Source organism: Nonomuraea africana (genome assembly GCF_014873535.1).
Classification (GTDB): domain Bacteria; phylum Actinomycetota; class Actinomycetes; order Streptosporangiales; family Streptosporangiaceae; genus Nonomuraea; species Nonomuraea africana.
The window spans coordinates 4,429,758-4,454,393 of the sequence record NZ_JADBEF010000001.1 but is presented as its reverse complement, the minus strand read 5'-3'; the positions used below and the strand labels follow the sequence as shown (position 1 = coordinate 4,454,393).

Here is a 24,636-nt window from a genome sequence, read left to right as displayed (position 1 = left end):
CGCCGTCCAGTTCGGTCGTGCTCAGGGAGCCCGCGGCCGAGGGGCTGACCACCCTCGAGACCGCCGGGCGGCTGGTGATCTCGGCGCGCTCCCGGGCGCTCCCGCCGCGGGCGGTCCCACTGGCCGATCCCGTTCCGGGCCAGTCCGGACGGTGTCCCGCATCTGGTAGACGTAGTCTGTGACCGACTCCGACGATGCCCTGCTGCCACTGGAGGCCGTGCGGCCCGCGGAGAAGGCCAAGAACCTCGGCGCCCCCGTGGCCGCCGCCGACCTGCCCGTGGCCAGGGTCGTCGTCGACAACCCGCTCCCTCATCTCGACCGGCCCTTCGACTACCTGGTGCCCGAGCGCATGGACGCGGCGGCCGTACCCGGGGTGCGGGTGCGGGTGCGCTTCGCCGGCAAGCTGGTCGACGGCTTCCTGCTGGAGCGGGTGGCGGGCAGCGACCACGGCGGCCGGCTGGCGGCGCTGGAGCGGGTGGTCTCCCCCGAGCCCGTGCTCACCCCCGAGATCGCGGGGCTGGCCCGCGCGGTCGCCGACCGCTACGCGGGGACCATGGCCGACGTGCTGCGGCTGGCGGTGCCGCCCAGGCACGCGCGCGCGGAGTCCGACAGGGGCGAGCCGGGCAAGGGCGAGTCGGGCGCGGGCGGGGCGGGCACGAGCGAGGCGGGAGCCGCGGGGGAGGACTCCCGCGCGTGGAACCCCTACCCGATGGGCGCCTCCTTCCTCGAGGCACTGAGGGACGGCAGGCAGCCGAGGGGCGTGTGGAGCGCGCTGCCCGGCAACACGGGCTGGGCCGTACCCGTCGCCGAGGCGGTCAGGGCGACGCTCGACGGCGGCAGGGGCGCGGTGGTCGTCGTGCCCGACGGCAAGGACGTCGTCATGGCGGACGCGGCGCTCACCAGGGCGCTCGGCGAGGGCAGGCACGTCGCCATCACCGCCGACCTCGGCCCCGCCGAGCGCTACCGCAGGTGGCTGCGGGCGCTGCGCGGACAGGTGCGCGCGGTCGTGGGCACGAGGGCGGCGATGTTCGCCCCCGTCGAGAAGCTGGGGCTGGTCGTCATCTGGGACGACGGCGACGACCTGCACGCCGAGCGCCTCGCCCCCTACCCGCACACCAGGGAGGTGCTGGCCCTGCGCGCCCACCGGGCCGGCGCCGGCATGCTGATCGGCGGCTACTCCCGTACGGCGGAGGCCACGCAGCTGCTGGCCGCGGGCTGGGCGGGCGCGATCGTGGCCGACCGGGCGACCATCAGGGCCGTCGCGCCGCGGGTGAGACCGGCAGGCGAGGACGGCGAGCTGGCCAAGGACCAGGCCGCCCGCGCGGCGCGGCTGCCCAGTGTGGCCTGGCGGGCGCTGAGGCTGGGCCTGGAGGACGGGCCGGTGCTGGTGCAGGTCCCACGGCGCGGCTACCTGCCCGCGCTGGCCTGCCGTACCTGCAGGGCCCCCGCGCGGTGCGCGCACCCGCCGACGCGCGCGACGATCACCGAGGAGCTGCTCTGCCACGGGCCGCTGGCGCTGAGGGGCGGGCACGCGGCGCCGTACTGCCGGTGGTGCGGGCGCATCGCGGGCGACTGGCGCTGCCCTTCGTGCGGTGACAAGAGGATCCGTGCCTCCGTGGTCGGCGCCCGCCGTACGGCGGAGGAGCTGGGGCGCGCCTTTCCCTCGGTGCCGGTGAAGACCTCGGGCCGCGACGGCGTGCTGGCCACGGTGGGGGAGGGCCGGGCGCTGGTGGTGGCCACGCCGGGCGCCGAGCCCGTCGCGGCGGGCGGCTACACGGCGGCGGTGCTGCTCGACGGGTGGGCGATGCTCGGCAGAGCCGACCTGCGGGCCGCCGAGGAGGCGGTGCGCCGCTGGATGAACGCCGCCGCGCTGCTCAGGCCCGCGGCGGAGCTGGTGGTGCTGGCCGACGCCGCGATGCCGGCCGTCCAGGCGCTGCTGCGCTGGGATCCGATCACGCACGCCGAGCGCGAGCTGGCCGACCGCAGGGAGCTCGGGTTCCCTCCCGCGGTGCGGATGGCGACGCTGACGGGCTCGCCGTCGGCGGTCAGGGAGATGCTCGGCGAGGTGCGGCTGCCCTCCGCGGCGCAGGTCCTCGGGCCCGTGCCGGTCGAAACCAGGAGGAGCGACGGCGAGCAGGAACGCGCCATGATCCGGGTGCCCAGGTCGGTGGGGCCTGAGCTGGCTCTCGCGCTGAAGGGGGCCACCGGGGTGCGTGCGGCGCGTAAGGCGCAGGATGTCGTGAGGGTAAGTGTTGACCCTCTCGACCTGATATAGCCCCTTTCCCCGATTCGCGCGGGCGTAAGTACTCCGTTAGCGTCACCCTGTGTCGATCGAATGGGTGAACCGAGCCATCGACGATCTGCGCGCCTGGGGCCGGGCGCACGAAGTCGACGTGGACGCGGACGAGGTCCGGCTGCTCTGCGACTACGCCAGTGACTATCTGAACGTGACCGAGCTCGGCGAGTTCACCCCTGCCACCTTCGAAGAGCTGCTCCTGTCGATCTATCCCCGCAAGGTCATCGCGCCGCCGGAGAGCGCGCCCGAGACCGTCGCGGCCGCACGCACGCTGGTCGCCTTCCTGCTCGACCTGGGCGAGATCTCCGATGAGCGGGCGGCGCTGATGCGCGACACGCTGAGCGCGATCGAGCCCGAGATGTCCGCCGCGCTGGCCGACCCGGCCAACTTCGGCATGGCCAAGAGCCTGTTCAGCTCGATCGGGCCCGAGTCGCTCGAGCAGTCGATCGCCATCCCCGCCGGGGAGGTGCCCGACCTGGGGGAGGCGCCGTGCGACTGCCCCGCCTGCGCGCCGCTGCCCGCCGTACGGCTGGCGCCCGCGCACGAGCTGGAGGCGGCACTCGAGGCCATCCCCGTCCTGCGCGACGCGCGCGCCCTGCGCGCCTGGCTGGCCGAGCGCGGCTCCACGCCCACCGCCAAGGGCAGGCTGCGCGTCAAGGACGCGGCCGCCGCGCCCCTGCCCACGCCGGGCCTGCTGTGGGACCTCGGCCGCCTGCGCGAGCGCGGCGAGCCGCTGAAGGCGTGGGCGGCGATGGTCGAGTTCATGATCGAGAAGGACACCGGCGGGCAGGTCACCGGCTCGGCCGAGCTCGACGAGGAGCTCTACGACCTGTTCGACATGCTCTACCGCCTGCAGTCGCCGGTCCCTGTGGCCGTGGTCGGCGAGTACCTCGACGAGCTGCTCGAGTACGAGCAGGCCGACGTCGGCGCGGTGCTCGGCCGCCTGGCGCACTGCGGGCTCGTGGAGCGCTCGGGCGACGCCGTCTCGCTCACCCCGCTGGCCTGTTACGGCCTGCGCCTGCTCTACCTCCGCCACGGCCTCGAGGCGCCCGAGGCCGAAGACCTGGCGGCGGCCGACGCCATCGGCCTGATCGAAGGGCTGATGTCGGGCCTGCCGACCGAGCTGGCCGAGGAGGACATCCAGCGCTGGCTGGGCCGCAGAAGCCCCGCGGAGGCCGCCGCCGAGCTGCTGGCGGCCGCCGGCGGCGCGCCCGCCGTGGCCCGCGGCATCGCGGTCACCATCGTCGACCGGCTCGACGCGGCCGCGGAGGGCGCCGTGCGCGCCCGCCTCGACGACCAGGAGCTGCGCCCGCACGCCATCCACTGGCTGACCTCCCGCGGCCTGCCCGCGCCCCCGCTGACCCAGGAGGAGCTGCTCTGGGTGAGCGTCGACATGCTCGCCCTCGCGATGCCGGCCGCGGAGGAGGATCCCGAGATCTTCGCCGAGAACATCGCCGCCTCGGGACCGCCCGCCTACCTGATCGAGGAGATGTGGCGGGTCGACCACCCCGACGTGGTCGACGTCCTCGAGCTTCTCGGCCGGTCCATCCCCGACGGCACCCTGGCCAAGGCGGCGAGGAAGGCCGCGTTCAAGGCCCGCTCCCGCGCGATCGGTACGTCCCTGTGACGCCTGTGCAGTAAGTTTCGTGGGTGGCAAACAACGTCTTCGATCTCACCGAGCTGCGTAAGCCTCCTCCGCTCGAGGACAAGCACGTCGAAGGCCTGGTCTTCCCGCCGGTCGCGCTCGCGCCCGACGCCGACCTGGCCAGGGCGGTGCCACGGGTGCCGCTGGTCGCCGACGCCCTGCGGCTGACCGCCTGGACGGGCACCCGTCCGGTGACCGAGCACGGCCTGCTGAGCGCCGAGGACGCCGAGGCGGCCGTCGCCGAGCTCGGCCTCGCGCCCTCGCGCCTGCGCCTGCTGTGGATCGTCGCGGTCAACACGGGCCTGCTGCATATCATGCGGGGCACCGCCGGCCGGGGGCCCCTCTCGCTCCAACTGCCGGTCGAGGCGACGCTGGAGTTCTGGGACGGCGTCGTGATGGACGTCCTCGACCGGGCCGACGCCAACGCCGACGAGCCGGGGCTGACCGGATCCGCCGTGGTCGACGAGCACCTGGCGGAGACGCTGGCCACCGTCTACTCCGTCCGCACCGGCGTGGCCGCCGCCACCCTGGCCAAGGGCATCCTCCAGTCCCACGAGGTGGCCTGCGCCCCCGGCGCGGTGGAGCTGCGCCGCCTGGCCGCGTCCCTGCCCGCCGAGCTCTACGACGCGCTGGCGGTGCTCGAATACTGCGGCCTGGTCGAGCAGACCACCACGGGGCACTTCAGGCTCACCCCGCTCGGCGTCTGGGCGGTCAGGCGCGACCTGCTGCGCGAGGGCCACGACGCGCCGACGGCCGTCGAGGTCGAGGTCTACTCCGACTACGCCGCCGCCGAGCTGGTCGAGGCGATGATCACCGGTGCGGTCACGACGAGCGTGGTCGCCTACTGGCTGGAGCGCCGCTCGCCCGTCTCCGCCGCCCACGAACTGGTCCAGGTCGCCGCCTCGGGCACGGCGGGGCAGCGCGGCGCGGTCGGCACCATCCTGGAGGAGCTGGGCCCCGAGGCCGAGGTGCCCGTCCGCAAGGCGCTCGACGAGCCGCTCATGTGGCGCTACGCCGCCTCCTGGCTGCACATCCGCGATCTTCCCGCGCCGCCGCTCAGCCCCGACGACCACACCTGGATCGCGATCGACTCCCTGGCCGCGCTCCTCTACTTCGCCGACGCGCCGGGCGCGATGGGCTCCTTCGACGTGCTGGAGGCCGGCGAGGAGCTGGTGCGGCTGGTCGGCGAGATGGCCTCGGCCGACCATCCCGACACCGTCGCGGTCCTCGACCTGCTCGCCAACCACCACGGGGACCAGGCGGTGGCCAAGGCGGCCAGGAAGGCCGCGATGAAGGCCCGCTCACTGCAGGCGCGGCTGACGGGGAACGCGCCCGACTAGCCGCTCGAAACCGAGCGCGTTTCCCATCAGTAGACTGGGGTGATCCCATCTATGCGAACGGAGTACCCCTTGTCCATTCAGTCGATCAGGCTGTTCGGTGACCCGGTGCTGCGCACCCCGGCGGCCCCCGTCGTCGACTTCGACAAGGAGCTGCGCAAGCTGGTCAAGGACCTCACCGACACGATGATGGACGCGCCGGGCGCGGGGCTGGCCGCCCCGCAGATCGGTGTCGGCCTGCGCGTGTTCACCTACTACGTCGACGACCAGCTCGGCCACCTGATCAACCCCGACCTCGACCTGTCGGCCGAACTCGACGAGGAGGGCGAGGAGGGCTGCCTGTCCTTCCCCGGCCTGTCCTTCCCGACGCCGCGCGCGATCCGCGCGGTCGCCAAGGGCTTCAACATGCACGGCGAGCCGGTCGTGCTCGAGGGCACCGACCTGATGGCCAGGTGCTTCCAGCACGAGACCGACCACCTCGACGGCATCCTGTTCATCGACAGGATGGACCCCAAGCAGCGCAAGCTGGCCATGAAGGCCATCCGCGAGGCCGAGTGGAGCGGACTGGCCGCCCCCACGGTCAAGTTCTCACCCCACGCCACGGGCGGGAGGGCCCTCTGACGATGCGCCTGGTCTTCGCCGGCACTCCAGAGACCGCGCTGCCCTCGCTGCGCGCGCTGATCGACTCGCCGCGCCACGAGGTGGTGGCCGTGCTCACCCGCCCCGACGCGCGCGCGGGCCGGGGCCGCTCCCTGCAACCCAGCCCGGTGGCCGCGCTCGCGCAGGAGGCCGGCATCGAGGTGCTGCGTCCCGCGAAGGTGAGCGACCCCGAGTTCCTCGCCCAGCTGGCCGCGCTGGAGCCCGACTGCTGCCCCGTGGTCGCCTACGGGGCCCTGCTGCCGCAGGCCGCGCTCGACATCCCCCGTCACGGCTGGATCAACCTGCACTTCTCCCTGCTGCCCGCGTGGCGCGGCGCGGCGCCCGTGCAGCACGCCGTGCTGCACGGCGACGAGATCACCGGCGCGGCGACCTTCCAGATCGTGAAGGAGCTCGACGCCGGCCCCGTCTACGGCGTGGTCACCGAGGAGATCAAGGCCACCGACACCAGCGGCGAGCTGCTCGCCCGGCTGGCGATCTCGGGCGCGGGGCTGCTGGCGGCGACGCTCGACGGGGTCGAGGACGGCACGCTGGAGGCGCGGCCGCAGCCGCTCGAGGGGGTCTCCGTCGCGCCCAAGCTCACCGTCGAGGACGCCCAGGTCGACTGGAGCGCGCCCGCCATGCGGGTGGACAGGCTCGTGCGCGCCTGCACGCCCAACCCCGGCCCCTGGACGACCTTCCGCGGGCAGCGGGTGAAGCTCGGTCCGGTACGGCCCGCGACCTCGGCGCGGCGGCTGGCGCCCGGCGAGCTCGAGGTGGAGAAGAACACCGTGCTGGTCGGCACCGGCACCCATCCGGTGGAGCTGGGCGAGGTGCAACCGCAGGGCAAGCGGCTGATGACCGCGGGGGAGTGGGCGCGCGGCGTGCGCGTCACGACTGAGGATCGGCTGGGCTGATGGCGGATCGTGGATCACCAGGCGGCCGATCGGGCGGTTCCTCCGGCTCCTCCGGGGGCCGCGGCTCCTCTGAGGGACGCGGTTCTTCAGGAGGACGCGGTTCTTCAGGGGGGCGCGGGTCTTCCGGGGGACGTGGTCCGTCCGGTGGGCGGGGGTTCTCCGGAGGGCGCGGTCGCGGTGGGCGGCCGCCCAAGCCGACCCGCGACGAGGCCCGCAACGCCGCCTACGACCTGCTGAGAGCCGTCGACGAGCGCGACGCCTACGCCAACCTGCTGATGCCGCGCCTGCTGCGCGAGCGAGGTCTCGGGGGGCGCGACGCCGCCCTGGCGACGGAGCTGGCCTACGGCACCCTGCGCGGCCTCGGCACCTACGACGCGATCATCGCGATGTGCGGCGACCGCGAGCCCGACCCCGCCGTGCTCGACGCGCTCCGGTTGGGCGCCCACCAGCTGCTCAAGATGCGCGTCCCGCCGCACGCGGCCGTCGGCACCACCGTCGACCTGGTACGGCTGCGCATCGGCACCGGCGCCTCACGCTTCGCCAACGCCGTCCTGCGCAAGATCGCCTCCAGGTCGATGGAGGAGTGGATCCCGATCGTCGCGCCCGACGAGGAATCCGACCCCGCCGGCCACCTCGCGATCGCCTACAGCCACCCCCGCTGGATCGTCAGCGCCTTTCGCGACGCGCTCGGCGGCGACCCCAAGGAGACCGCCGAGCTGCTGGCGGCCGACAACGCCAGGCCCACGGTCACGCTGGTGGCCAGGCCGGGCCGCAGCTCGCTGGAGGAGCTCGAGGGCTCGGGAGCCGAGCCGGGGCGCTACTCGCCCTATGCCGCCTACCTTCCCGAGGGCGACCCCGGCCGGATCCTCGCGGTGGCCGAGACCCGCGCGGCCGTGCAGGACGAGGCCAGCCAGCTCGTCACGCTCGCGCTCACCAGGGTCCCCCTGGAGGGGACCGACGAGCTGTGGCTGGACATGTGCGCCGGGCCGGGCGGCAAGGCCGGCCTGCTCGACGCCATCGCCACCCACGGCGACCTGGCGGGGCTCGACGGCCGCGACCCTGACGCCTTCCCCGGTGGGGCGCGGCTGCTGGCCGCCGACGCGCAGTACCACAGGGCCCGCCTGGTCTGGCAGACCACCAGGCGGGCCGCGGTCATCACCGCGGACGGCACCGAGCCGCCGTGGCGGCCCGGGGTCTTCGACCGGGTGATGCTCGACGCGCCCTGCACCGGTCTCGGCGCCCTGCGCCGCCGTCCGGAGGCCAGGTGGCGGCGCGACCCGGCAAGCGTGGCCGAGCTCGGCGCGTTGCAGCGGCGCCTGCTGGCCGCCGCGCTCGACGCGGTGCGCCCCGGCGGCGTCGTCGCCTACGTGACCTGCTCGCCGCATCTGGCCGAGACGCAGGTGGTGGTCGCCGACGCGCTCAAGCGCAGGGGCGACGCCGAGCAGCTCGACGCCCGCGCGTACCTGCCGGAGGTGGAGGGCCTCGGCGAGGGGCCGCACGCGCAGTTCTGGCCCCACCGCCACGGCACCGACGCCATGTTCATCGCGCTGCTCCGCAGGCGGGTCACACCTTCCTGAACGTGCCCAGCACGGCGAGGTAGTGCGGGTTGTACGTCAGGCCCAGCACGTTGCCGAACGGGTCGACCACCGCGGCGGTGACGAAGCCCTCGCCGCGGTCGGTCAGCGGCTGGTACTCCTCGGCCCCCATCGAGAGCAGCTTCTCCACGGTCGCCTTCAGGTCGTCGACGTGCCAGCGCACGATGGCTCCGCCGGGGGAGTCCGCCGCGCCGGGCGGGGCGTAGGCGCGGTCGGCGATGCCCAGCTCGTGCTGGTAGTCGCCGACGCGGAACTCGGCGTAGGCGAGTCCGCCGTCGGGGTCGCGGCGCTCGAAGTAGGGCTCGATGCCCAGGAACTCGGTGTACCAGCGCGCCGCGGTCGGCACGTCGTCGGCCCAGAACGTGGTCGTGGCGAGTCCTCGCAGCATGATGACCTCCCCTTCGGGTCGAGGTGCGTGACAGTCCACATCCTTTCCCGCGAACGTGCACGGGCAAAGGAGCGCGCGACGTGCCCGCGGCCGGTGCCGGGGAGCGGGGGCGCGTTCACTACACTCGGGGCATCATGGCCGTTCAGATCTCGCCCAGCATCCTGTCCGCCGACTTCGCCAGGCTCGCCGACGAGGCCGCCCGCGTGCCGAACGCCGACTGGCTGCACGTGGATGTCATGGACAACCACTTCGTGCCCAACCTCACCCTCGGTCTTCCGGTCGTCGAGGCCCTGCTCAAGGCCACCTCGACGCCGATCGACTGCCACCTGATGATCGAGGACCCGGATCGGTGGGCCCCCGCCTACGCCGAGGCGGGCGCCGGCAGCGTCACCATCCACGCCGAGGCCGCCAAGGCGCCCGTGCGCACCCTGCGGCAGATCCGCGCGGCCGGGGCGCGCTCGGGCTTCGCGCTGAACCCGGCGACGGCGGTCGAGCCGTACGAGGACCTGCTGCCCGAGATCGACATGCTGCTGCTGATGACGGTCGAGCCCGGGTTCGGCGGGCAGAAGTTCCTCGACGTGGTGCTGCCGAAGATCAGGCGGGCGCGGGAGCTGATCGCGAAGCACGGGGGCCAGGTGTGGCTCCAGGTCGACGGCGGGGTGGCGGCCGACACCATCGAGCGCTGCGCCGAGGCGGGCGCCGACGTCTTCGTCGCGGGCAGCGCGGTGTACGGGGCCGCCGACCCGTACACCGCCATCGAGCACCTCCGCTCCCTCGCGACCACCTGAGGTCTCTCCCGGCGCGTGAGCCGGGGTCGCTTCATCCGGTACGGCAAGCCGGGTCACGCGCCACCCTTCGCGCGGGGCCGGCGTCTGTCCAGGGATACGCCGCACCGGGCGCACGGGGCCGGGGTGGGAACGGACCCGGCGTAGCGGCGGCCCGCAGGAGAACGCGTGGCGGACGGGCGGCCAGAGGTGACCACGGTGGGCGTGATCCGGCTTGCCGTACCCGCAGGAAGATCACACGGGGAAGTGGCACGCGGTGAGGTGGTCCTCGCGGTTGCCGGGCAGCCGCGTCAGCGGCGGCGTGGTGAGCGCGCACTTCTCCTGCGCCCGCCAGCACCTGGTCCTGAAGCGGCAGCCCGAGGGCGGGTCGATCGGCGACGGCACGTCGCCGGTGAGCCTGATCCGCTCCCTGCCGCCGCCGTTCACCGCCACCTCCGGCACCGCCGACAGCAGCGCGTGCGTGTAGGGGTGGCGGGGCCGCTCGTAGAGCGAGGACCTGTCGCCGATCTCCACGATCCTGCCCAGGTACATCACCGCCACCCGCTGTGAGAAGTGCCGCACCACGGCCAGGTCGTGCGCGATGAACAGGAACGCGATCCCGAGCTCACGCTGCAGCCGCCCGAGGAGGTTGACCACCTGGGCCTGGATCGAGACGTCGAGGGCGGAGACGGGCTCGTCGGCGACGATCAGCCTGGGCTCCAGCGCCAGGGCCCGCGCGATGCCGATCCGCTGCCGCTGGCCGCCGGAGAACTCGTGGGGGAAGCGGTTGACGTGCTCGGGGTTCAGCCCGACGATCTCCAGCAGCTCGCGGACCCTGGCCTCGCGCCCGCCCTTCGGGTGGAGGTCGTTGATGTCCATCGGCCCTCGGATGATCGCGCCGACGGTGTGCCGCGGGTTCAGCGACGAGTAGGGATCCTGGAAGATCATCTGGATCTCCGACCTGATCGGTTTCATGGCCCTGCGGCTCGCGTGGCTGATGTCGCGGCCGTCGTAGACGATGCGGCCGGCGGTGGGTTCGAGCAGGCGCGCGGCCAGGCGGCCCGTCGTGGACTTGCCGCACCCCGACTCGCCGACCAGGCCCAGCGTCTGGCCGGCGTGGACGGTCAGGTCGACGCCGTCCACCGCGTGCACGCTGCCGATCTGGCGCCTGATCGGGAAGCCGCCCCTGACGGGGAAGTGCTTCTCCAGCCCGGACAGCTCCAGCAGCGTCATGGGGCCACCTCCCGCTTCTGCTTCAGGGTCAGGTAACAGGCGTCGCCGTGGCCGCGCGGCGGAGAGAGCTCGGGTCGCTCGCCGGTGCACACCTGGGGTCCGGGCAGCTCCACGAAGTCGCAACGCGGGTGGAACGGGCAGCCCCTCGGCACGTTGATGAGGCTCGGCGGCGCGCCGCGCACCGGGCGCAGCTCCTCGGTGACCGGACGGCGCAGGGTCGGCATCGAGCCGAGCAGGCCCCAGGTGTAGGGGTGGCGGGGCTCGCGCAGCACCTCGCGCACGGTGCCGCGCTCGACGGCCCGGCCGGCGTACATCACCAGGACGTGGTGGGCCGCGGCGGCGACCACGCCCAGGTCGTGGGTGATGAGGATGATCGCGGTGCCGCTCTGCTCCTGCAGCTCCCTCAGCAGGTCGAGGATCTGCGCCTGCACGGTCACGTCCAGCGCGGTGGTCGGCTCGTCGGCGATCAGCAGCCCTGGATCGCACACCAGCGCCATCGCGATCGTGGCGCGCTGACGCATGCCGCCGGAGAACTGGTGCGGGTAGTCCTCGACCCGTGCCTTCGCCTGGGGGATGCCGACCCTGTCCAGCATCACGATCGCCCGCTCCCAGGCGGCCGACCTGGAGGCGCCCCGGTGCCTGCGGTAGACCTCCGCGATCTGCGCGCCCACCGTGTGGAACGGCGACAGCGAGGTCAGCGGGTCCTGGAAGATCATCGCGATCCTGTTGCCGCGCAGCCGCTCCATCGTCGTGCGGGGCGCGCCGAGCAGTTCCTGGCCCTCGAAGACGACCCGGCCCGAGAGCTCGGAGGTACGAGGGTCGTGCAGGCCGAGCACGGCCATGCTGGTCACCGACTTGCCCGAGCCCGACTCGCCCACGACGCCGAGCGTGCTGCCCCGCTCCACCTCGAACGACAGCTCGTCCACGGCGTGCACGACGCCGTCCTCGGTCCTGAAGTCGACGGTCAGATCGCTTACCTGAAGGAACACTAGGTCAGCCTCACCCTGGGGTCGATGACGGCGTAGAGGGCGTCGACCACGGCGTTCATCACCACGATCGCGCCCGCGGCGACCAGGACGGTCGCCATGAGCGTGGGCAGGTCGGAGTAGGTGACGGCGCGGACCGACAGGCGGCCGAGGCCCTGCAGGCCGAAGGTGGTCTCGGTGATGATCGCGCCGCCGATGAGGGTGCCGAGGTCAACGCCGAAGATCGTGATGATCGGGATCAGCGTGCCGCGCAGCGCGAAGCGCAGGACGACCGTACGGGCCGGCAGGCCCTTGGCGCGGGCCGTGCGGACGTAGTCCTCGCTCAGGTTCTCCACCATCGTGGAGCGGGTCATCCTGGTGTAGTTGGCGGTGAAGATGATGGCCAGCACCACCCAGGGCAGCAGCAGGCCCGCCGCCCAGCCGAGCGGGTTCTCGGTGAGCGGCACGTAGGAGGGGCTGGGCAGGAGCTTGCCCTGGTAGACGAGGAAGTACAGGGCGAGGGTGCCGACGAAGTAGATCTGCACCGACGCGCCGATCAGCGACGCCACGCTCGCGATCTTGTCCAGCGGGCGGCCCTGGCGCAGCGCGGCGAGGATGCCGGTGGCCACCCCGAAGGTCAGGAAGATCACCGCGGCGCCGACCGTGAGGGAGAGGGTGACCGGCAGCCTGTCCATGATCGTCTCGAAGACCGGGGCGCGGTTGACGAAGGAGTAGCCGAGGCAGGGCGCCGGGCAGTAGCCGAGGCCCGGGTAGTCGCGGCCGGCGAAGATCCCCGCCAGCCACGCCACGAACTGCGCCATCACCGGCTGGTCGAGGCCGAGGTTGCGTCTGACGAGGGCGAGCAGCTCAGGCGGGCAGACCTTGCCACAGGCCAGCAGGGCGGGGTCCGACGGCAGCGCGAAGAACAGGAAGAACGTCACCGCGGAGATGATCACCAGCGTGACCGCGGTGGCGATGGTACGGCGGACGGCGAAACGGAGCACGGCATCTCCTGCGGAGGGGCCCCGGACGGCGACCGCCCGGGGCCGGGGACGCTAGGGCTTCACGAAGATGGTGTTGGGCGAGACGATCCACTGCTGCGGGTCGATCTCCGCGCCGCCCACCTTGGAGCCGTGCAGCATGGTCGCGATGCGGTTCTCCGCGACGACCAGCGGGGTGATGGTCTCCTGGATCTTCTTGTCCAGTCGCATCCAGGCCGCGTTCTGCGCGTCGAAGTCGGGCATCTCGGCGATCTTCTGCATCTCGGCCTTGAGCGCGGGGTCGTCCAGGTGGGAGTAGTTGGGCGCGCCGTCGGCGACGGGGCCGAAGATGACGGGCAGGACCGTGGAGCCCGAGGCCCAGTCGGCGCCCCAGCCGGCCCAGTAGAGGTCGAAGTCGTTGTCGACCAGGCCGATGGAGTCGTAGTAGGTCTTGCGGTCCATGGGCTTGGTGACGACCGTGATCCCCGCCTTCTCCAGCGCGTTCTTGATCGCGACCGTGATGCGTTCCTGCAGGGGAGTCTGGTTGTAGGCGTAGACGATGGTCGGCGTCGGGTCGCTCGACCCGGCCAGCAGCTGCTTGGCCTTCTCGATGTCCCCCTCGGGCTTGGCGGTCTTGCCGAACAGGTCGTAGGACTCGTAGCCGATCGTGGTGTTCTCGTTCAGGATGGTCGTCGGCAGCGCGGCGGCCTGCGGCCCGCCCGCGATCTGCTGGATCTGCTTGCTGGGCCAGGCGTGGTTGATCGCCTGACGGATCTTGATGTCCTTCACCCTGTCGAGGTTGAAGTAGTAGTAGTTGCCGTACGGCGAGGGGCTGATCATGCGCCTGGACGCCAGGCTCTGGTCGCTCAGCACCTGCTGCAGCCGCTCGGGCGGAGTGAGGGCGTAGAAGGTGAACGCCTGCTGGTCGGCTCCGGCGTCGGCGACCAGCCGGTCGGTGATCTGCAGCGACTCCTGGCCGAACTCCAGCTTCCACACGTCGGGGTAGGCGCCGCGGATCGGGTCGGTGGCGGCGTCCCAGTGCGGGTTGCGCGCCAGCTCGTACGACTTGTCCACCACGTGCGACTTGATGATGTACGGCCCGCTGGACACCGGCTGCTTGTCGTACTGCTCCCTGGTATCCTTGGCCTTGGGCACGATGCCGTACCCGGCCATCGCGAAGGCGTAGTTGGCGTCGGCGTGCGGCGCCTTGAACCTGAAGACGACCGTCTTGTCGTCGGGCGTCTCGATGGCGTCGAGGTCCTTGCCGCCGTAGGGCCCCTCGTAGGCCGCCCGGTGGTCCTCCTGGGTCAGCCACTGCTGGATGTAGGTGGGGCCCTGGGTGATGAACGGGGCGAACATCCGCTCGATCGTCCACTTGACGTCCGCCGAGGTGATCGGCGTGCCGTCCTGCCACTTCACCCCGTCCTTCAGAGTGAAGCTCCAGGTCTTCCCGCCGTCGGAGGCCGTGCCCGCGTCGGTGGCCAGGTCACCGACGAGCTTGTACTCGCCCTTGGCGACGCGCTTGTAGCCGGTCAGCCCGCGATGGATGAGCAGCCCGAAGTTGGCCTCGGTGTTGACGTAGATCTGGGCCGGGTCCAGGTGGGAGAAGTCGTCCCTGTCGATCATCGTGACGGTGCCGCCCCTGACGACGCCCTCGGGTTCGATCGCGGGGCCCCTGCTGTCCTCGGCGGTGCCCACCGAGATCTTCGGCGCGCTGTACGAGGCGGCGGCCGAGGGCGCCGCCTGCGAGCTCGTGCCCTGTGGCGGCGCGCCCTGGTTGGCCGGCGCGCAGGCGCCGGTCAGCGCCAGGGCCCCGGCGGCGAGTACGGCGATGGCCGTGCGGACGGACGGCATGACTCTCCTATCGTTTGATCTTCGGGTCGAAGGCGTCCCGTACCGAGTCGCCGAGCAGGTTGAAGGCGATGACGAAGACCAGCAGGGCGACGCCGGGGAAGACGAGGTAGGTGATGTCGTTCTGGTAGACCTCGGTGCCGCGCAGGAACATCCGCCCCCAGTCGGGGATCGGCTCGATCATGCCGACGCCGAGGAACGACAGCGCCGCCTCCGCCGTCACCAGGGCGGGCAGCAGCAGCGTCGACTGGATGAGGATCGGCGTCCACAGGTTGGGCAGCAGCTCCCTGAACACCACCCTGGCAGGGGAGGCGCCGGTCACCCTGGCCGCCTCGACGAACTCCCGCTCGCGCAGCGTCAGCACCTGGCCGCGCAGCAGCCGGGCCAGGCCCGCCCACCCGAAGGCGCTCAGCACGATCACCAGCGTGACCGCGCGCAGCCACACGGGCGTCTGCTCGTCGGGCCGGACGAACAGGTTCTCCACCACGGGCATGAACGCGATCGTGAACAGCACCGCGGGGAAGGACAGCACGATGTCGATCACCCTGCCGATGACCGAGTCGACCCGTCCGCCCGCGTAGCCGGCCACGATGCCGAGCACCACGCCGAGCAGCGAGGTGAGCACCGTGGCCACGACCGCTATCAGCAGCGAGGTCCTGATGCCGTAGACGAGCTGGGCGAAGACGTCACGGCCGAGGCCGGGCTCGACGCCGAACCAGAATTCCGCACTCACGCCGCCGTTGGCGCCGACCGGATAGCCGAAGTCGTTCAGCAGCCCGGGATTCTCCTGACCGTAGAGCGTGTAGGGGTCCTTTCCGTAGACCAGGGAAATGACCGGCGCGAGAATGGCGACGAGGAAGAAGAACAGCACGATCACGGCGGCGCCCACCCCCGCGCGGTCGCGTTTGAAGCGCAGCCACATCAGCTGGCCCGGTGAGCGCCCGACGGCCTGGGGCATCGGGGTCACGGCGGTGGCGTCCAGCGTGGCGGTCGGGATCGTCATGGGGGCTGCTCCCGGATCAGGTGGTGCCTTGCTGGCACGTTCGCAGCCGCCCGACGGTCAATTCAATGCGCGTTCCTTGCCGATTCTGTCGCACGATCCCGACGTGTTCGTCGAGTAATTCGAGTGACAATCGGCGGCGTGTGGCGCGAGCAGGTCACCGGATCGCGACACGAACTCCATGAATCCCGGACATAGGATCATGGTTATGGGGTAATTGATTACTTATGGAGGATCACGGGCTGTTCGGGCCGCGCTCGGTGACCTGGCGGGTGATGGGGGAGCCCATCCTGCTGGTCGGCGGCTTCCGTGCCCTGCTCATGCAGGGCCTGCACCCCAGGGCGATGCGCGGAGTGCTGCAGAACTCCGCTCTCATGGACCCCGCCGAGGCGTGGTCGCGCTTCCAGCGCACGACCGAGTTCGTCAGGGTCCGCACGTACGGCACGCGCGCGGAGGTGGCCCGCGCGGGAGCGAGAGTCAGGAAGATCCACGCCACGCTGACCGCGCTCGATCCCGACACGGGCGAGCGCTTCCGGCTCGACGAGCCCGAGGCGCTGCGCTGGGTGCACGTCGGCGAGGTCGACTCCTACCTGTCGGTCGCCCTCAGGGCGGGCATCGGCCTGTCGCCCGCCGAGGCGGACCGGTTCGTCGCCGAGTGGCGCGCGGCGGCGGAGATCGTCGGCCTGTCGCCGTCCGACGTGCCGGGGTCGGTGGCCGAGCTGCGCGACTACATCGAGGCGGCACGTCCTGGGCTGCGGTTCGTGCCCGAGGCCGCGCATCCGCTGCGCATGTCGCTCAACGCGCCGCTGCCGCTCTATCTCGCGCCGGTCAGGGCCGCGGTGCCCGCGCTCACCCTGCTCGCGTTCGCGACGCTGCCCCGGTGGGCCCGCCGCCTGTACGGGCTGCCCGCCACGCCGGTGGGCGACCTGTGGGCGACGGCGTCGCTGCGGGCGCTGCACACGGGGCTCGGGCTGGTCCCCGCCCAGGTCCGCTACGCCCCCGACGCCCGCCGCGCCCGACGCATCATGGCCGCGTGATCCTCTTTCTTTCTCCTGTACGGCATGCGCGGGAGGGCGCCTCCGTCCGGCGCGTGGATCCGTCCTCCGAAGGGACGCTCCTCGTGCGATGACGGCCGGCCGCCGAACGGCGCCCGTAAAGCGACTCTGCTCGGCCGCCGAGCCCATGGTGCGGCTCGGGTGGGTTGCCGGGGGTGTCCGCTGTGCGACGAGGGCTTGCCGTTCAACGACTGCGTTGTGCGGCGGGCGTCTGCCTGCGGAAATATGTCAACCAAGCGCTCGGTCAAGAAAGTCGGTGGGGGTGGTCGCGTCGGGCTTTTCGGGCATGGCAAACTGGTAGCGAACAGAGCTAGCGTGCTCCGGGGTCGGTGAAAGTCCGAACCGGCGGTGACAGTCCGCGACCCGGCCGATGCCATCGGCCGGTTGACTCGGTGAAATTCCGGGACCGACGGTGAAAGTCCGGATGGGAGGAAGCGCGCGGGTGTCCGGTGTCCCGCCGGGCATCTCTGTGGTGCGTTCGCCGCACCCTGTCATCCCCCGGGGCCCGCCGTAGCTGCAAGCTACTGGCGAGTAGGAGGTCCGGGGGTGGACGAACCCAGCCCGGCCGGTGCCGTACCGGAAGGCGACGCCCTGCACATGGCGAGGGCGATCAGACTGGCCGCGCTCGGCCGCGGCACCACCAGCCCCAACCCCGTCGTCGGCTGCGTCGTCGTCGACGCGTCGGGAGCGCACGCGGGCGAGGGCTTTCACGCCTACGCGGGCGGCCCGCACGCCGAGGTCGTGGCGCTGAGCGAGGCGGGCGAGCGGGCCAGGGGCGGCACCGCCTACGTCACCCTCGAGCCCTGCGACCACACCGGGCGTACCGGACCGTGCTCCCAGGCCCTGCTGGAGGCGGGCGTCGCCAGGGTGGTGATCGCCGTTCTCGACCCCAACCCGAAGGCCGCGGGGGGAATGGGCCGGCTGCGCGCCCACGGGGTGCGCGTCGACAGCGGCCTGATGGCCGAGGAGGCGGAGCGCGGCAACGCCGAGTGGCTCACCTTCGTCCGGCTGGGCAGGCCGCACGTGACGTGGAAGTTCGCCGCCACGCTCGACGGCAGGTCGGCGGCCCAGGACGGCACCAGCCAGTGGATCACCTCTCCCGAGGCCAGGGCCGACGTGCACCGGCTGCGCGCCGAGTCCGACGCCATCGTCGCGGGCATCGGCACGGTCCTGGCCGACGACCCCAGGCTGACCGCCCGCCCCGAAGACGGCCCCGCCCACCGCTTCGATGGCCGCCCCAGCGCCTGGCTCGACGCCCGCCCGGGCACTGAGCTTGGTGACCGGCCCGGCGACTGGCCCGATGACCGGCTCGGCGACCGGCTCGGCGACCGGCAAGGCCCGCGCCAGGGCGTGCGACGCCGGCCGCCGCTCAGGGTGGTGGTCGACTCCGAGGCGCGGACCCCGCCGGGGGCCAGGGTGCTGTCGGCCGAGGCCCCCACCCTCATCGCCATCGCCGACGACGCCAAGACCGAGCTCCAGGCGCCCGTCCTCCGCCTGCCCCGAGCCCACCCGAAGGGCCTCGACCTGCACGCCCTCCTGGCCGAACTCGCCCGGCGAGAGATCGTCAGCGTGTTCGTGGAAGGCGGACCGGCCCTCGCGGGTTCCTTCATGAGGGAAGGGCTGGTCGACCGCGTGGTCGCCTACCTGGCTCCGGCGCTCCTCGGATCAGGGGCCGCCGCGCTGGGACCGGCGGGCGTGCGGACGATCGCCGACACCCATCGACTGGTCTTCGAGGACGTAACCCCCATCGGGACGGACCTGCGGATCACCGCCCGCCCCGCGAGTGAGGAGCACTGATGTTCACCGGAATAGTGGAAGAGCTGGGCGAGATCGTCTCGGTCGAACCCCACGGCGAGGCGGCCCGGCTCGCCGTGCGCGGCAAGGTCGTCACCTCCGACGCCAAGCACGGCGACTCGATAGCGGTCAACGGCGTGTGCCTGACCGTCGTCGACGTCGAGGACGAGGTGTTCACCGTCGACGTGATGAGGGAGACCCTGAGCAGGAGCTCGCTCAAGGGCGCGGAGGCGGGCGCGCGGGTCAACCTGGAGCGGGCCGTACGGGCCGATCAGCGCCTGGGCGGGCACATCGTGCAGGGCCACGTGGACGGCACCGGAGCCCTGCTCTCGCGCGAGCCCGGCGAGCTGTGGGACGACGTGCGCTTCTCCCTGCCGCGCGAGCTGAACCGCTACGTGGCCGAGAAGGGCTCGATCGCGGTCGACGGGATCAGCCTCACCGTGACGACCGTGGACGAGGACAGCTTCGGCGTCAGCCTGATCCCCACGACGCTCGAGCTCACCACGCTGGGCGCCAAGCGCGCCGGCGACCTGGTCAACCTCGAGGTGGACGTGATCGCGAAGTACGTGGAGAAGCTGGTGGTGACCAAGTGAGCGGCGACTTCACGGTCTTCGGCACGCCCGTCTACTGGACCGACCTGATCGGCAACATCGCCGCGCTCGCGACGGTCGTGCTGGCGATGCGCAGGTCGGTGTGGACGTGGCCGGTGCAGCTCACCGGCGCGGTGCTGCTGTTCATCGCCTCGATCAACGCGGAGATCACCGGCAACGCGCTCAAGCAGGTGCTCTTCGGCGCCCTGGCCGTCTACGGCTGGTACAAGTGGACCAAGGGCATGCGCGACGACGGCGGCCTGGCCGTCAGGCCCGCCTCGACGAAGGAGCGCTCGGCGCTGATCGGCGCGATGGTGGTCGGCACGGTCGCGATCGCGCTGCTGTTCACCTGGCTCAACTCCATGGATCTGCACATCTCGTGGGCGCCGTGGCCGGACGCCTACATCTTCGTCGGCTCGGCGGTGGCCACCTTCGCCCAGGGCAGGGCGCTGCTCGACTTCTGGTGGATCTGGGTGCTGGTCGACCTCGTGGGCGTGCCGCTGGCCTTCACCTCGGGCCTGGTGGTCTCAGGCGTCGTCTACGCGATCTTCCTCGTGCTGGTGATCCTCGGCTTCCGCAGCTGGCTGAAGCAGTACCGCGCCACCGCGGCGGTGCCGGCATGAGAGACATCACGCTCGACTCGGTCGAGCGGGCCGTCAACGACATCCGCGAGGGCCGGCCCGTCGTGGTCGTGGACGACGAGAACCGCGAGAACGAGGGCGACATCATCTTCGCCGCGGCCAGGGCCACGCCCGAGCTGCTGACCTTCACCATCCGCCACACCAGCGGGGTGATCTGCGTGCCGATGGAGGGCCGCGAGCTCGACCGGCTGGGCCTGCCGCTCATGGTCTTCCAGAACAAGGAGCGGATGCGCACCGCGTACACGATCAGCGTGGACGCCCGCGACGGCGTCACCACCGGCATCTCGGCCGCCGACCGCGCCAGGACCATCCGCACGCTGGCCGACTCGGCCACCGAGCCCCAGGAGCTCGTCCGGCCCGGCCACATCTTCCCGCTGCGCTACCACGAGGGCGGCGTCCTGGCCAGGAGGGGCCACACCGAGGCGGCCGTCGACCTGGCCCGCCTGGCGGGCCTCAGCCCCGCGGGCGTGCTCGCCGAGATCGTCAACGACGACGGCACCATGGCCAGGCTTCCCGAGCTGCGGGAGTTCGCCGACCGGCACGACCTCGCGCTGATCTCCATCGAGCAGCTCGTCGACCACCGGCGGCGCACCGAGAGCATGGTCACCAGGGTGGCCGCCACCCGGTTGCCCAACGCCCACGGCCTCTGGCAGGTCTACGGCTACGCCAGCGCCCTCGACGGCGGCGAGCACGTCGCGCTGGTGCTCGGTGAGCTGGGCGACGGCGAGAACGTCCTGGTGCGGGCCCACTCCGAATGCCTGACGGGCGACGTGTTCGGCTCGCTGCGCTGCGACTGCGGCGTGCAGCTCGAGCACGCGATGGAGGCGGTCGCCAAGGAGGGCCGCGGCGTGATCGTCTACCTGCGCGGCCACGAGGGCAGGGGCATCGGCCTGCTGGCCAAGCTGAAGGCCTACAGCCTGCAGGACAACGGCAGCGACACCGTCGACGCCAACCTGGAGCTCGGCCTGCCGGTCGACGCGAGGGAGTTCTCCAACGCCGGGCAGATCCTGGCCGACCTCGGGGTGAAGTCGGTCAGGCTGCTCACCAACAACCCGGCCAAGCTGCGCGGCATGGACGGCTACGGCATCAAGGTGCTGGGCCGCGAGCCGATGCCGGTGGCGGCCAACCCGCACAACGAGGCCTACCTGAAGGCCAAGAGAGAGCGATTGGGGCACGAGCTGTGAGCGGAGCGGGCAGGCCCGCGGCGGCGACCGTCGACGCGACGGGGCTGAGCGTGGGGATCGTGGCGGCCAGCTGGCACGGGAAGATCACCGACCAGCTGGTCGCGAGGGCCGTGCAGGCCACGCAGGACAGCGGCGCGAAGGCGACCGTGGTCCGCGTCGCGGGCTCGCTGGAGATCCCGGTGGTCGCCCAGGCCATGGCCAGACGGCACGACGCGGTGGTGGCGCTCGGCGCGGTGATCCGCGGCGAGACCGCGCACTTCGACTACGTGTGCGACTCGGTGACGGCGGGGCTGACCAGGATCTCGCTGGACGAGGAGACCCCCGTCGGCAATGGGGTGCTCACCTGTGAAACCCTTGATCAGGCGATCGCCAGGAGCGGGCTGCCGGGCAGCGTCGAGGACAAGGGCTACGAGTCCACTGTCGCGGCGATGGAGACGGCGCTGCTCCTGCGGGGCCTGCGATAGTTTCCTTGATCAAGACCACGTCGACGACACAGCGAGATGCCGAGATGCCTGAGCCCGTGAGTCCTCCGCCCCTGCCCCTGACCTGGCGGCCGCGGAGGGGAAGATATGTGGCCTACGGCTTCGCCGTCCTCATCGTGGTGGGCGCGATCGTGATGGCGATCTTGATCCCGGAGCCCTTCCAGCTCCCCGACAAGATCATGTTCGTGGCCTTCGGCTGCGCGGTGGCCTGGGTGCTGCACCTGCTCGGCCGGGTCAGGGTCGAGGCCGACGAGCAGGGCATCACCGTGGTCAACGCGCTGCGCACACACCGCTACACCTGGCCGGAGGTGCTCGACGTCACGCTGCTCGAAGGCGATCCCTGGCCGAAGATCGATTTCTCCGACGGGATGACGGTGGGCGCGATGGGCATCCAGGGCAGCGAGAAGGCCAGGGCCCGCCGCGCCACCTCCGAGCTGGCGGCCCTGATCAGGGCCAAGGGTGAGGCGGGGGAGTAGGTCAGTCCAGCGCCCAGGCCCGCTCGGCCGCCAGGACCCTGGCCACCTCGGCCGGGAGCGCGTCGCGGACCTCCACGACGCCGTTCTCCTCGCGCAGCACGGTCACGATCCCCGTCACCAGCCTGCGCCTGCGCAGCACGTCCAGCGCCCGCACCTCCCGCTCGGCGGTGAGCGTCTCAGGGGCGGGCCTCCCGGCGCCGGAGCCGGCGTGGGGCGCGGCGGCCTCGACGGCGCTCTGGGAGGCGTCTCCTTGGTCGGCGGCCTCCGGGTCGACCGGCGGGAAGCCCTCGGGCGACGCGGCCTGGGGCTCCTCGATCGGGCGCCACTGCCACAACCGGTAGCTGAGCCCTGGACACGGCCGCTCGCCCAGCTCGCCCGAGGCCAGCTGGAAGGTCGGCAGCCCGTCGGGGTTCAGCCGCCTGGCCGTGGCCACCGAGCTGCGCAGCTCGTTCAGGTAACGGCGGCGGTTACCCTCGTCGGTGTCGAGCAGCCAGGTGGGCGGCCTGGTCAGCAGCCGGGGCCGCAGGTCGCCGAGCAGCTCGGCCAGCCTCAGTTCGTGCTCCCGGTCGAGCGGCCACTCCTCCTCGGCCCTGGCGGGGGAGACGGGAGCGGGCGCCTCACCCGTGCCGGGGATCCTGATGGAGACCCAGTCGTCGGCGGTGGAGCGGGTCTCCACGGCCTCCTGCGGCTTCGCCTCGGCGTCGACGGCGTCGGGCCGCAGGTGGACGGCCGGGTCGAAGACGTCCTTGATCGGCCAGAAGCGCAGCAGGCGCTCGGCGTTGTGGGCGTACAGGTGCAGGCCGTACTCGAAGAAGGCGGGACCGATCAGCACGCTGCGCCCCGAGCCGGCGAACATGTACGGCGTGACCGCGACGACCCCCGTCTCGGCGACGCACAGGGCGTCGGCGACGAGCTTGCCGTGCCCCTCCCACGGGGGCGGCTCGCCGTCCCACACCTCCACCCTGACGCGGCTGTGCTCGGCGCTGGCGTAGAGATAGACCTGCCGGTCGAGCTCGGCCAGGTGAACCCGGTTGTGCACGCCTTGCAGCCCGCTCACACCACGAAGCATGAACTGCCCATAGGTGATGGGGACCTCGTCGTCCAAGGTGTCCAGCAGGTGGGCCATGCGCGTACTCCGGATTTTTACAGATATGGGTCGGACGAATGTATCGGAATTCGACCTGTTTGGTCCGGGTGGCGGCCCGCGATGAGGTCACAGATCGGGAGCGCGCGCCGATCCGCGTTTCCCCCGACATGCGTGTAGGCGGGGAGCCGTCATGGCTCCCCGCCCACACGTCGGATGGAACGGATCAGGCGGGTGACGGCTCGGGCGCCGTGCTCACGCGCACGGGGGGAGCCTCGTCGAGCGGCTGCGGCGGGGCGTTCAGCACCGCCTCGTCGATGCGGCCCTCGCTACGGGCGACGAGCACCGGCACGACGATCTGCCCCGCGACGTTGGTCGCGGTGCGGATCATGTCGAGGATCGGGTCGATCGCCAGGAGCAGGCCGACGCCCTCGAGCGGCAGGCCCAGCGTGCTCAGCGTCAGCGTGAGCATGACGATCGCGCCGGTCAGGCCGGCCGTCGCGGCCGAGCCGACCACGGAGACGAAGGCGATCAGCAGGTACTCGCCGATGCCCAGCGGGATGTTGAAGACCTGTGCCACGAAGATGGCCGCCAGCGCCGGGTAGATCGAGGCGCAACCGTCCATCTTGGTCGTCGCGCCGAACGGCACGGCGAAGGCGGCGTAGTCGCGGTCGACGCCGAGGCGCTCGATGGTGACCTTCTGCGTCAGCGGCAGCGTGCCGACCGACGAGCGGGAGACGAAGGCCAGCTCGATCGCGGGCCACGCGTTGCGGAAGAAGGTGACCGGGTTGACCTTGCCGACGACGGCGAGCAGGGTCGGGTAGACGGCCAGCAGGACGATGAAGCAGCCGACGTAGACGCCGAGGCTGAACTTGGCCAGCGGTGCCAGCAGGTCCCAGCCGTAGGTGGCGACCGACTTGCCGATCAGGCCCGCGGTGCCGATGGGGGCCAGGCGGATGACCCACCACAGCGCCTTCTGGACCAGCTCGAGGACCGAACGGCTGAAGTTGAGGAACGGCTCGGCCCGGTCGCCGATCGCCATGGCCGCCGCGCCGAGGACGACTCCCAGGAAGACGATCTGGAGGACGTTGAGCTCGGTGAACGCCGTGACGATGTTGGTCGGGACGATGCCGGTGATGAAGTCGACCCAGGTGCCGACGTTCTCTGGCGCCTTGGCGCCCTCGGTGGCGAGCGTGACGCCCCGGCCGGGGTTGATGATCAGGCCGAGGCCGATGCCGACGATGACGGCGATCAGCGCGGTGGCCAGGAACCACAGCAGCGTCTTGCCGGCCAGCCTGGCCGCGCCGTTGACGTTGCGCAGGTTGGCGACGCTGACCACGACGGCGGTGAACACCAGCGGCGGCACGGCCAGCTTGAGCAGCTGGACGAAGATCTTGCCGACTTCGGTGAGCGTCGTGGACAGCCAGGCGAGATCCCAGACGCGGGCCGCGAAGCCGAGGGCCACGCCCACGACCAGGCCCAGCAGCAACTGCAGAGAGAACGAGAATCTCTTCACGATGAGGAAGGCTCCGAAACTACGGCATGCCGAAAAGGCATGCGAAGGGGGGTGGGTGAGGGTTGGGCGATCGAGCGCTCGTCAGAGCGCGATCAGCGACACAGGGAGCCGGTCAGACGACAGAGATCGATGTGCAGCCGCTCAACGAGCCACACAGACAGCACGGAAAACCTCACGGAACCAGTAAACCGTCGTGAAACGGACAGT

Annotated in this window: 22 protein-coding genes, 1 pseudogene and 1 riboswitch; of the genes and pseudogenes, 14 read left to right on the top strand and 9 right to left on the bottom strand. The window is 71.8% G+C overall.

Going from position 1 to position 24,636, the window contains the following annotated elements; genetic code table 11:
• Positions 1-178: 178 nt before the first annotated feature.
• From H4W81_RS20990 to H4W81_RS20965, 6 genes and pseudogenes are all read left to right on the top strand, one after another.
• A complete protein-coding gene (locus H4W81_RS20990; RefSeq protein ID WP_192776372.1) occupies positions 179-2,275 on the top strand; it encodes a primosomal protein N' in 2,097 nt (698 codons plus the stop codon).
• 49 nt (positions 2,276-2,324) lie between these two features.
• Positions 2,325-3,923 carry a hypothetical protein gene (locus H4W81_RS20985; protein ID WP_192776371.1) on the top strand — a complete coding sequence of 533 codons (1,599 nt, stop codon included), beginning with the start codon at positions 2,325-2,327 and terminating at the stop codon, positions 3,921-3,923.
• 23 nt (positions 3,924-3,946) lie between these two features.
• Positions 3,947-5,281, top strand: coding sequence for a hypothetical protein (locus H4W81_RS20980; protein ID WP_318781861.1), 1,335 nt, complete (start codon positions 3,947-3,949; stop codon positions 5,279-5,281).
• A gap of 69 nt (positions 5,282-5,350) precedes the next feature.
• Positions 5,351-5,899 (top strand): peptide deformylase, encoded by a 549-nt coding sequence (gene def, locus H4W81_RS20975; RefSeq protein ID WP_192776370.1) that lies wholly within the window; start codon positions 5,351-5,353, stop codon positions 5,897-5,899.
• Positions 5,900-5,901: 2 nt separating this feature from the next.
• Positions 5,902-6,831, top strand: coding sequence for a methionyl-tRNA formyltransferase (gene fmt, locus H4W81_RS20970; RefSeq protein WP_192776369.1), 930 nt, complete (start codon positions 5,902-5,904; stop codon positions 6,829-6,831).
• A gap of 119 nt (positions 6,832-6,950) precedes the next feature.
• Positions 6,951-8,408, top strand: a pseudogene (locus tag H4W81_RS20965) (RsmB/NOP family class I SAM-dependent RNA methyltransferase); the annotation flags it as partial.
• Here the strand turns inward: H4W81_RS20965 and H4W81_RS20960 are convergent.
• A complete protein-coding gene (locus tag H4W81_RS20960; RefSeq protein WP_192776367.1) occupies positions 8,395-8,814 on the bottom strand; it encodes a VOC family protein in 420 nt (139 codons plus the stop codon). The pseudogene H4W81_RS20965 and the gene H4W81_RS20960 sit on opposite strands and share 14 nt — an antisense overlap.
• A 134-nt stretch (positions 8,815-8,948) precedes the next feature.
• On the opposite strand from H4W81_RS20960, the gene rpe reads away from it, so the two are divergent.
• A complete protein-coding gene (gene rpe / locus H4W81_RS20955) occupies positions 8,949-9,602 on the top strand; it encodes a ribulose-phosphate 3-epimerase (RefSeq protein WP_192776366.1) in 654 nt (217 codons plus the stop codon).
• A gap of 231 nt (positions 9,603-9,833) precedes the next feature.
• Here the strand turns inward: rpe and H4W81_RS20950 are convergent, their stop codons facing one another.
• Genes H4W81_RS20950 through H4W81_RS20930 form a run of 5 tightly spaced genes read right to left on the bottom strand, consistent with a single transcriptional unit; the run spans position 9,834 to position 15,610 of the window.
• Positions 9,834-10,811, bottom strand: coding sequence for an ABC transporter ATP-binding protein (locus H4W81_RS20950; RefSeq protein WP_192776365.1), 978 nt, complete (start codon positions 10,809-10,811; stop codon positions 9,834-9,836).
• Positions 10,808-11,800 carry an ABC transporter ATP-binding protein gene (locus H4W81_RS20945; protein WP_192776364.1) on the bottom strand — a complete coding sequence of 331 codons (993 nt, stop codon included), beginning with the start codon at positions 11,798-11,800 and terminating at the stop codon, positions 10,808-10,810. The genes H4W81_RS20950 and H4W81_RS20945 overlap by 4 nt, the downstream gene beginning before the upstream one ends.
• On the bottom strand, positions 11,800-12,780 hold the full coding sequence (locus tag H4W81_RS20940; protein ID WP_192776363.1) for an ABC transporter permease: 981 nt from the start codon (positions 12,778-12,780) through the stop codon (positions 11,800-11,802). Before H4W81_RS20940 ends, H4W81_RS20945 begins: the two co-directional genes overlap by 1 nt.
• A 51-nt stretch (positions 12,781-12,831) precedes the next feature.
• Entirely contained in the window at positions 12,832-14,610 is a 1,779-nt protein-coding gene (locus tag H4W81_RS20935) for an ABC transporter substrate-binding protein (protein WP_192776362.1), read from the bottom strand.
• 7 nt (positions 14,611-14,617) lie between these two features.
• Positions 14,618-15,610, bottom strand: coding sequence for an ABC transporter permease (locus H4W81_RS20930; protein WP_192776361.1), 993 nt, complete (start codon positions 15,608-15,610; stop codon positions 14,618-14,620).
• 224 nt (positions 15,611-15,834) lie between these two features.
• On the opposite strand from H4W81_RS20930, the gene H4W81_RS20925 reads away from it, so the two are divergent.
• The 7 genes from H4W81_RS20925 (at position 15,835) to H4W81_RS20895 (ending at position 21,829) form a co-directional block, all read left to right on the top strand.
• Complete coding sequence (locus H4W81_RS20925; protein ID WP_192776360.1) at positions 15,835-16,644, top strand: oxygenase MpaB family protein; 810 nt, start codon at positions 15,835-15,837, stop codon at positions 16,642-16,644.
• Positions 16,645-16,973: 329 nt separating this feature from the next.
• Positions 16,974-17,104: riboswitch (FMN riboswitch) on the top strand.
• A gap of 104 nt (positions 17,105-17,208) precedes the next feature.
• Complete coding sequence (gene ribD, locus H4W81_RS20920; RefSeq protein WP_318781860.1) at positions 17,209-18,459, top strand: bifunctional diaminohydroxyphosphoribosylaminopyrimidine deaminase/5-amino-6-(5-phosphoribosylamino)uracil reductase RibD; 1,251 nt, start codon at positions 17,209-17,211, stop codon at positions 18,457-18,459.
• Positions 18,459-19,049, top strand: coding sequence for a riboflavin synthase (locus tag H4W81_RS20915; RefSeq protein ID WP_192776359.1), 591 nt, complete (start codon positions 18,459-18,461; stop codon positions 19,047-19,049). The genes ribD and H4W81_RS20915 overlap by 1 nt, the downstream gene beginning before the upstream one ends.
• Entirely contained in the window at positions 19,046-19,669 is a 624-nt protein-coding gene (pnuC, locus tag H4W81_RS20910) for a nicotinamide riboside transporter PnuC (RefSeq protein ID WP_192776358.1), read from the top strand. The genes H4W81_RS20915 and pnuC overlap by 4 nt, the downstream gene beginning before the upstream one ends.
• Positions 19,666-20,871, top strand: coding sequence for a bifunctional 3,4-dihydroxy-2-butanone-4-phosphate synthase/GTP cyclohydrolase II (locus H4W81_RS20905; protein WP_192776357.1), 1,206 nt, complete (start codon positions 19,666-19,668; stop codon positions 20,869-20,871). Before pnuC ends, H4W81_RS20905 begins: the two co-directional genes overlap by 4 nt.
• A complete protein-coding gene (ribH, locus tag H4W81_RS20900) occupies positions 20,868-21,335 on the top strand; it encodes a 6,7-dimethyl-8-ribityllumazine synthase (RefSeq protein WP_192776356.1) in 468 nt (155 codons plus the stop codon). The genes H4W81_RS20905 and ribH overlap by 4 nt, the downstream gene beginning before the upstream one ends.
• Before the next feature lie 107 nt (positions 21,336-21,442).
• Entirely contained in the window at positions 21,443-21,829 is a 387-nt protein-coding gene (locus H4W81_RS20895) for a PH domain-containing protein (RefSeq protein WP_318781859.1), read from the top strand.
• A gap of 1 nt (position 21,830) precedes the next feature.
• Here the strand turns inward: H4W81_RS20895 and H4W81_RS20890 are convergent, their stop codons facing one another.
• From H4W81_RS20890 to H4W81_RS50090, 3 genes are all read right to left on the bottom strand, one after another.
• A complete protein-coding gene (locus H4W81_RS20890; RefSeq protein WP_192776354.1) occupies positions 21,831-22,955 on the bottom strand; it encodes a hypothetical protein in 1,125 nt (374 codons plus the stop codon).
• Between the two features lie 184 nt (positions 22,956-23,139).
• Complete coding sequence (locus tag H4W81_RS20885; protein ID WP_192776353.1) at positions 23,140-24,429, bottom strand: dicarboxylate/amino acid:cation symporter; 1,290 nt, start codon at positions 24,427-24,429, stop codon at positions 23,140-23,142.
• Positions 24,430-24,521: 92 nt separating this feature from the next.
• The gene (locus tag H4W81_RS50090) at positions 24,522-24,584 is read right to left on the bottom strand and encodes a putative leader peptide (protein ID WP_350655493.1); all 63 of its coding nucleotides are present in this window, start codon (positions 24,582-24,584) and stop codon (positions 24,522-24,524) included.
• Positions 24,585-24,636 lie beyond the last annotated feature (52 nt).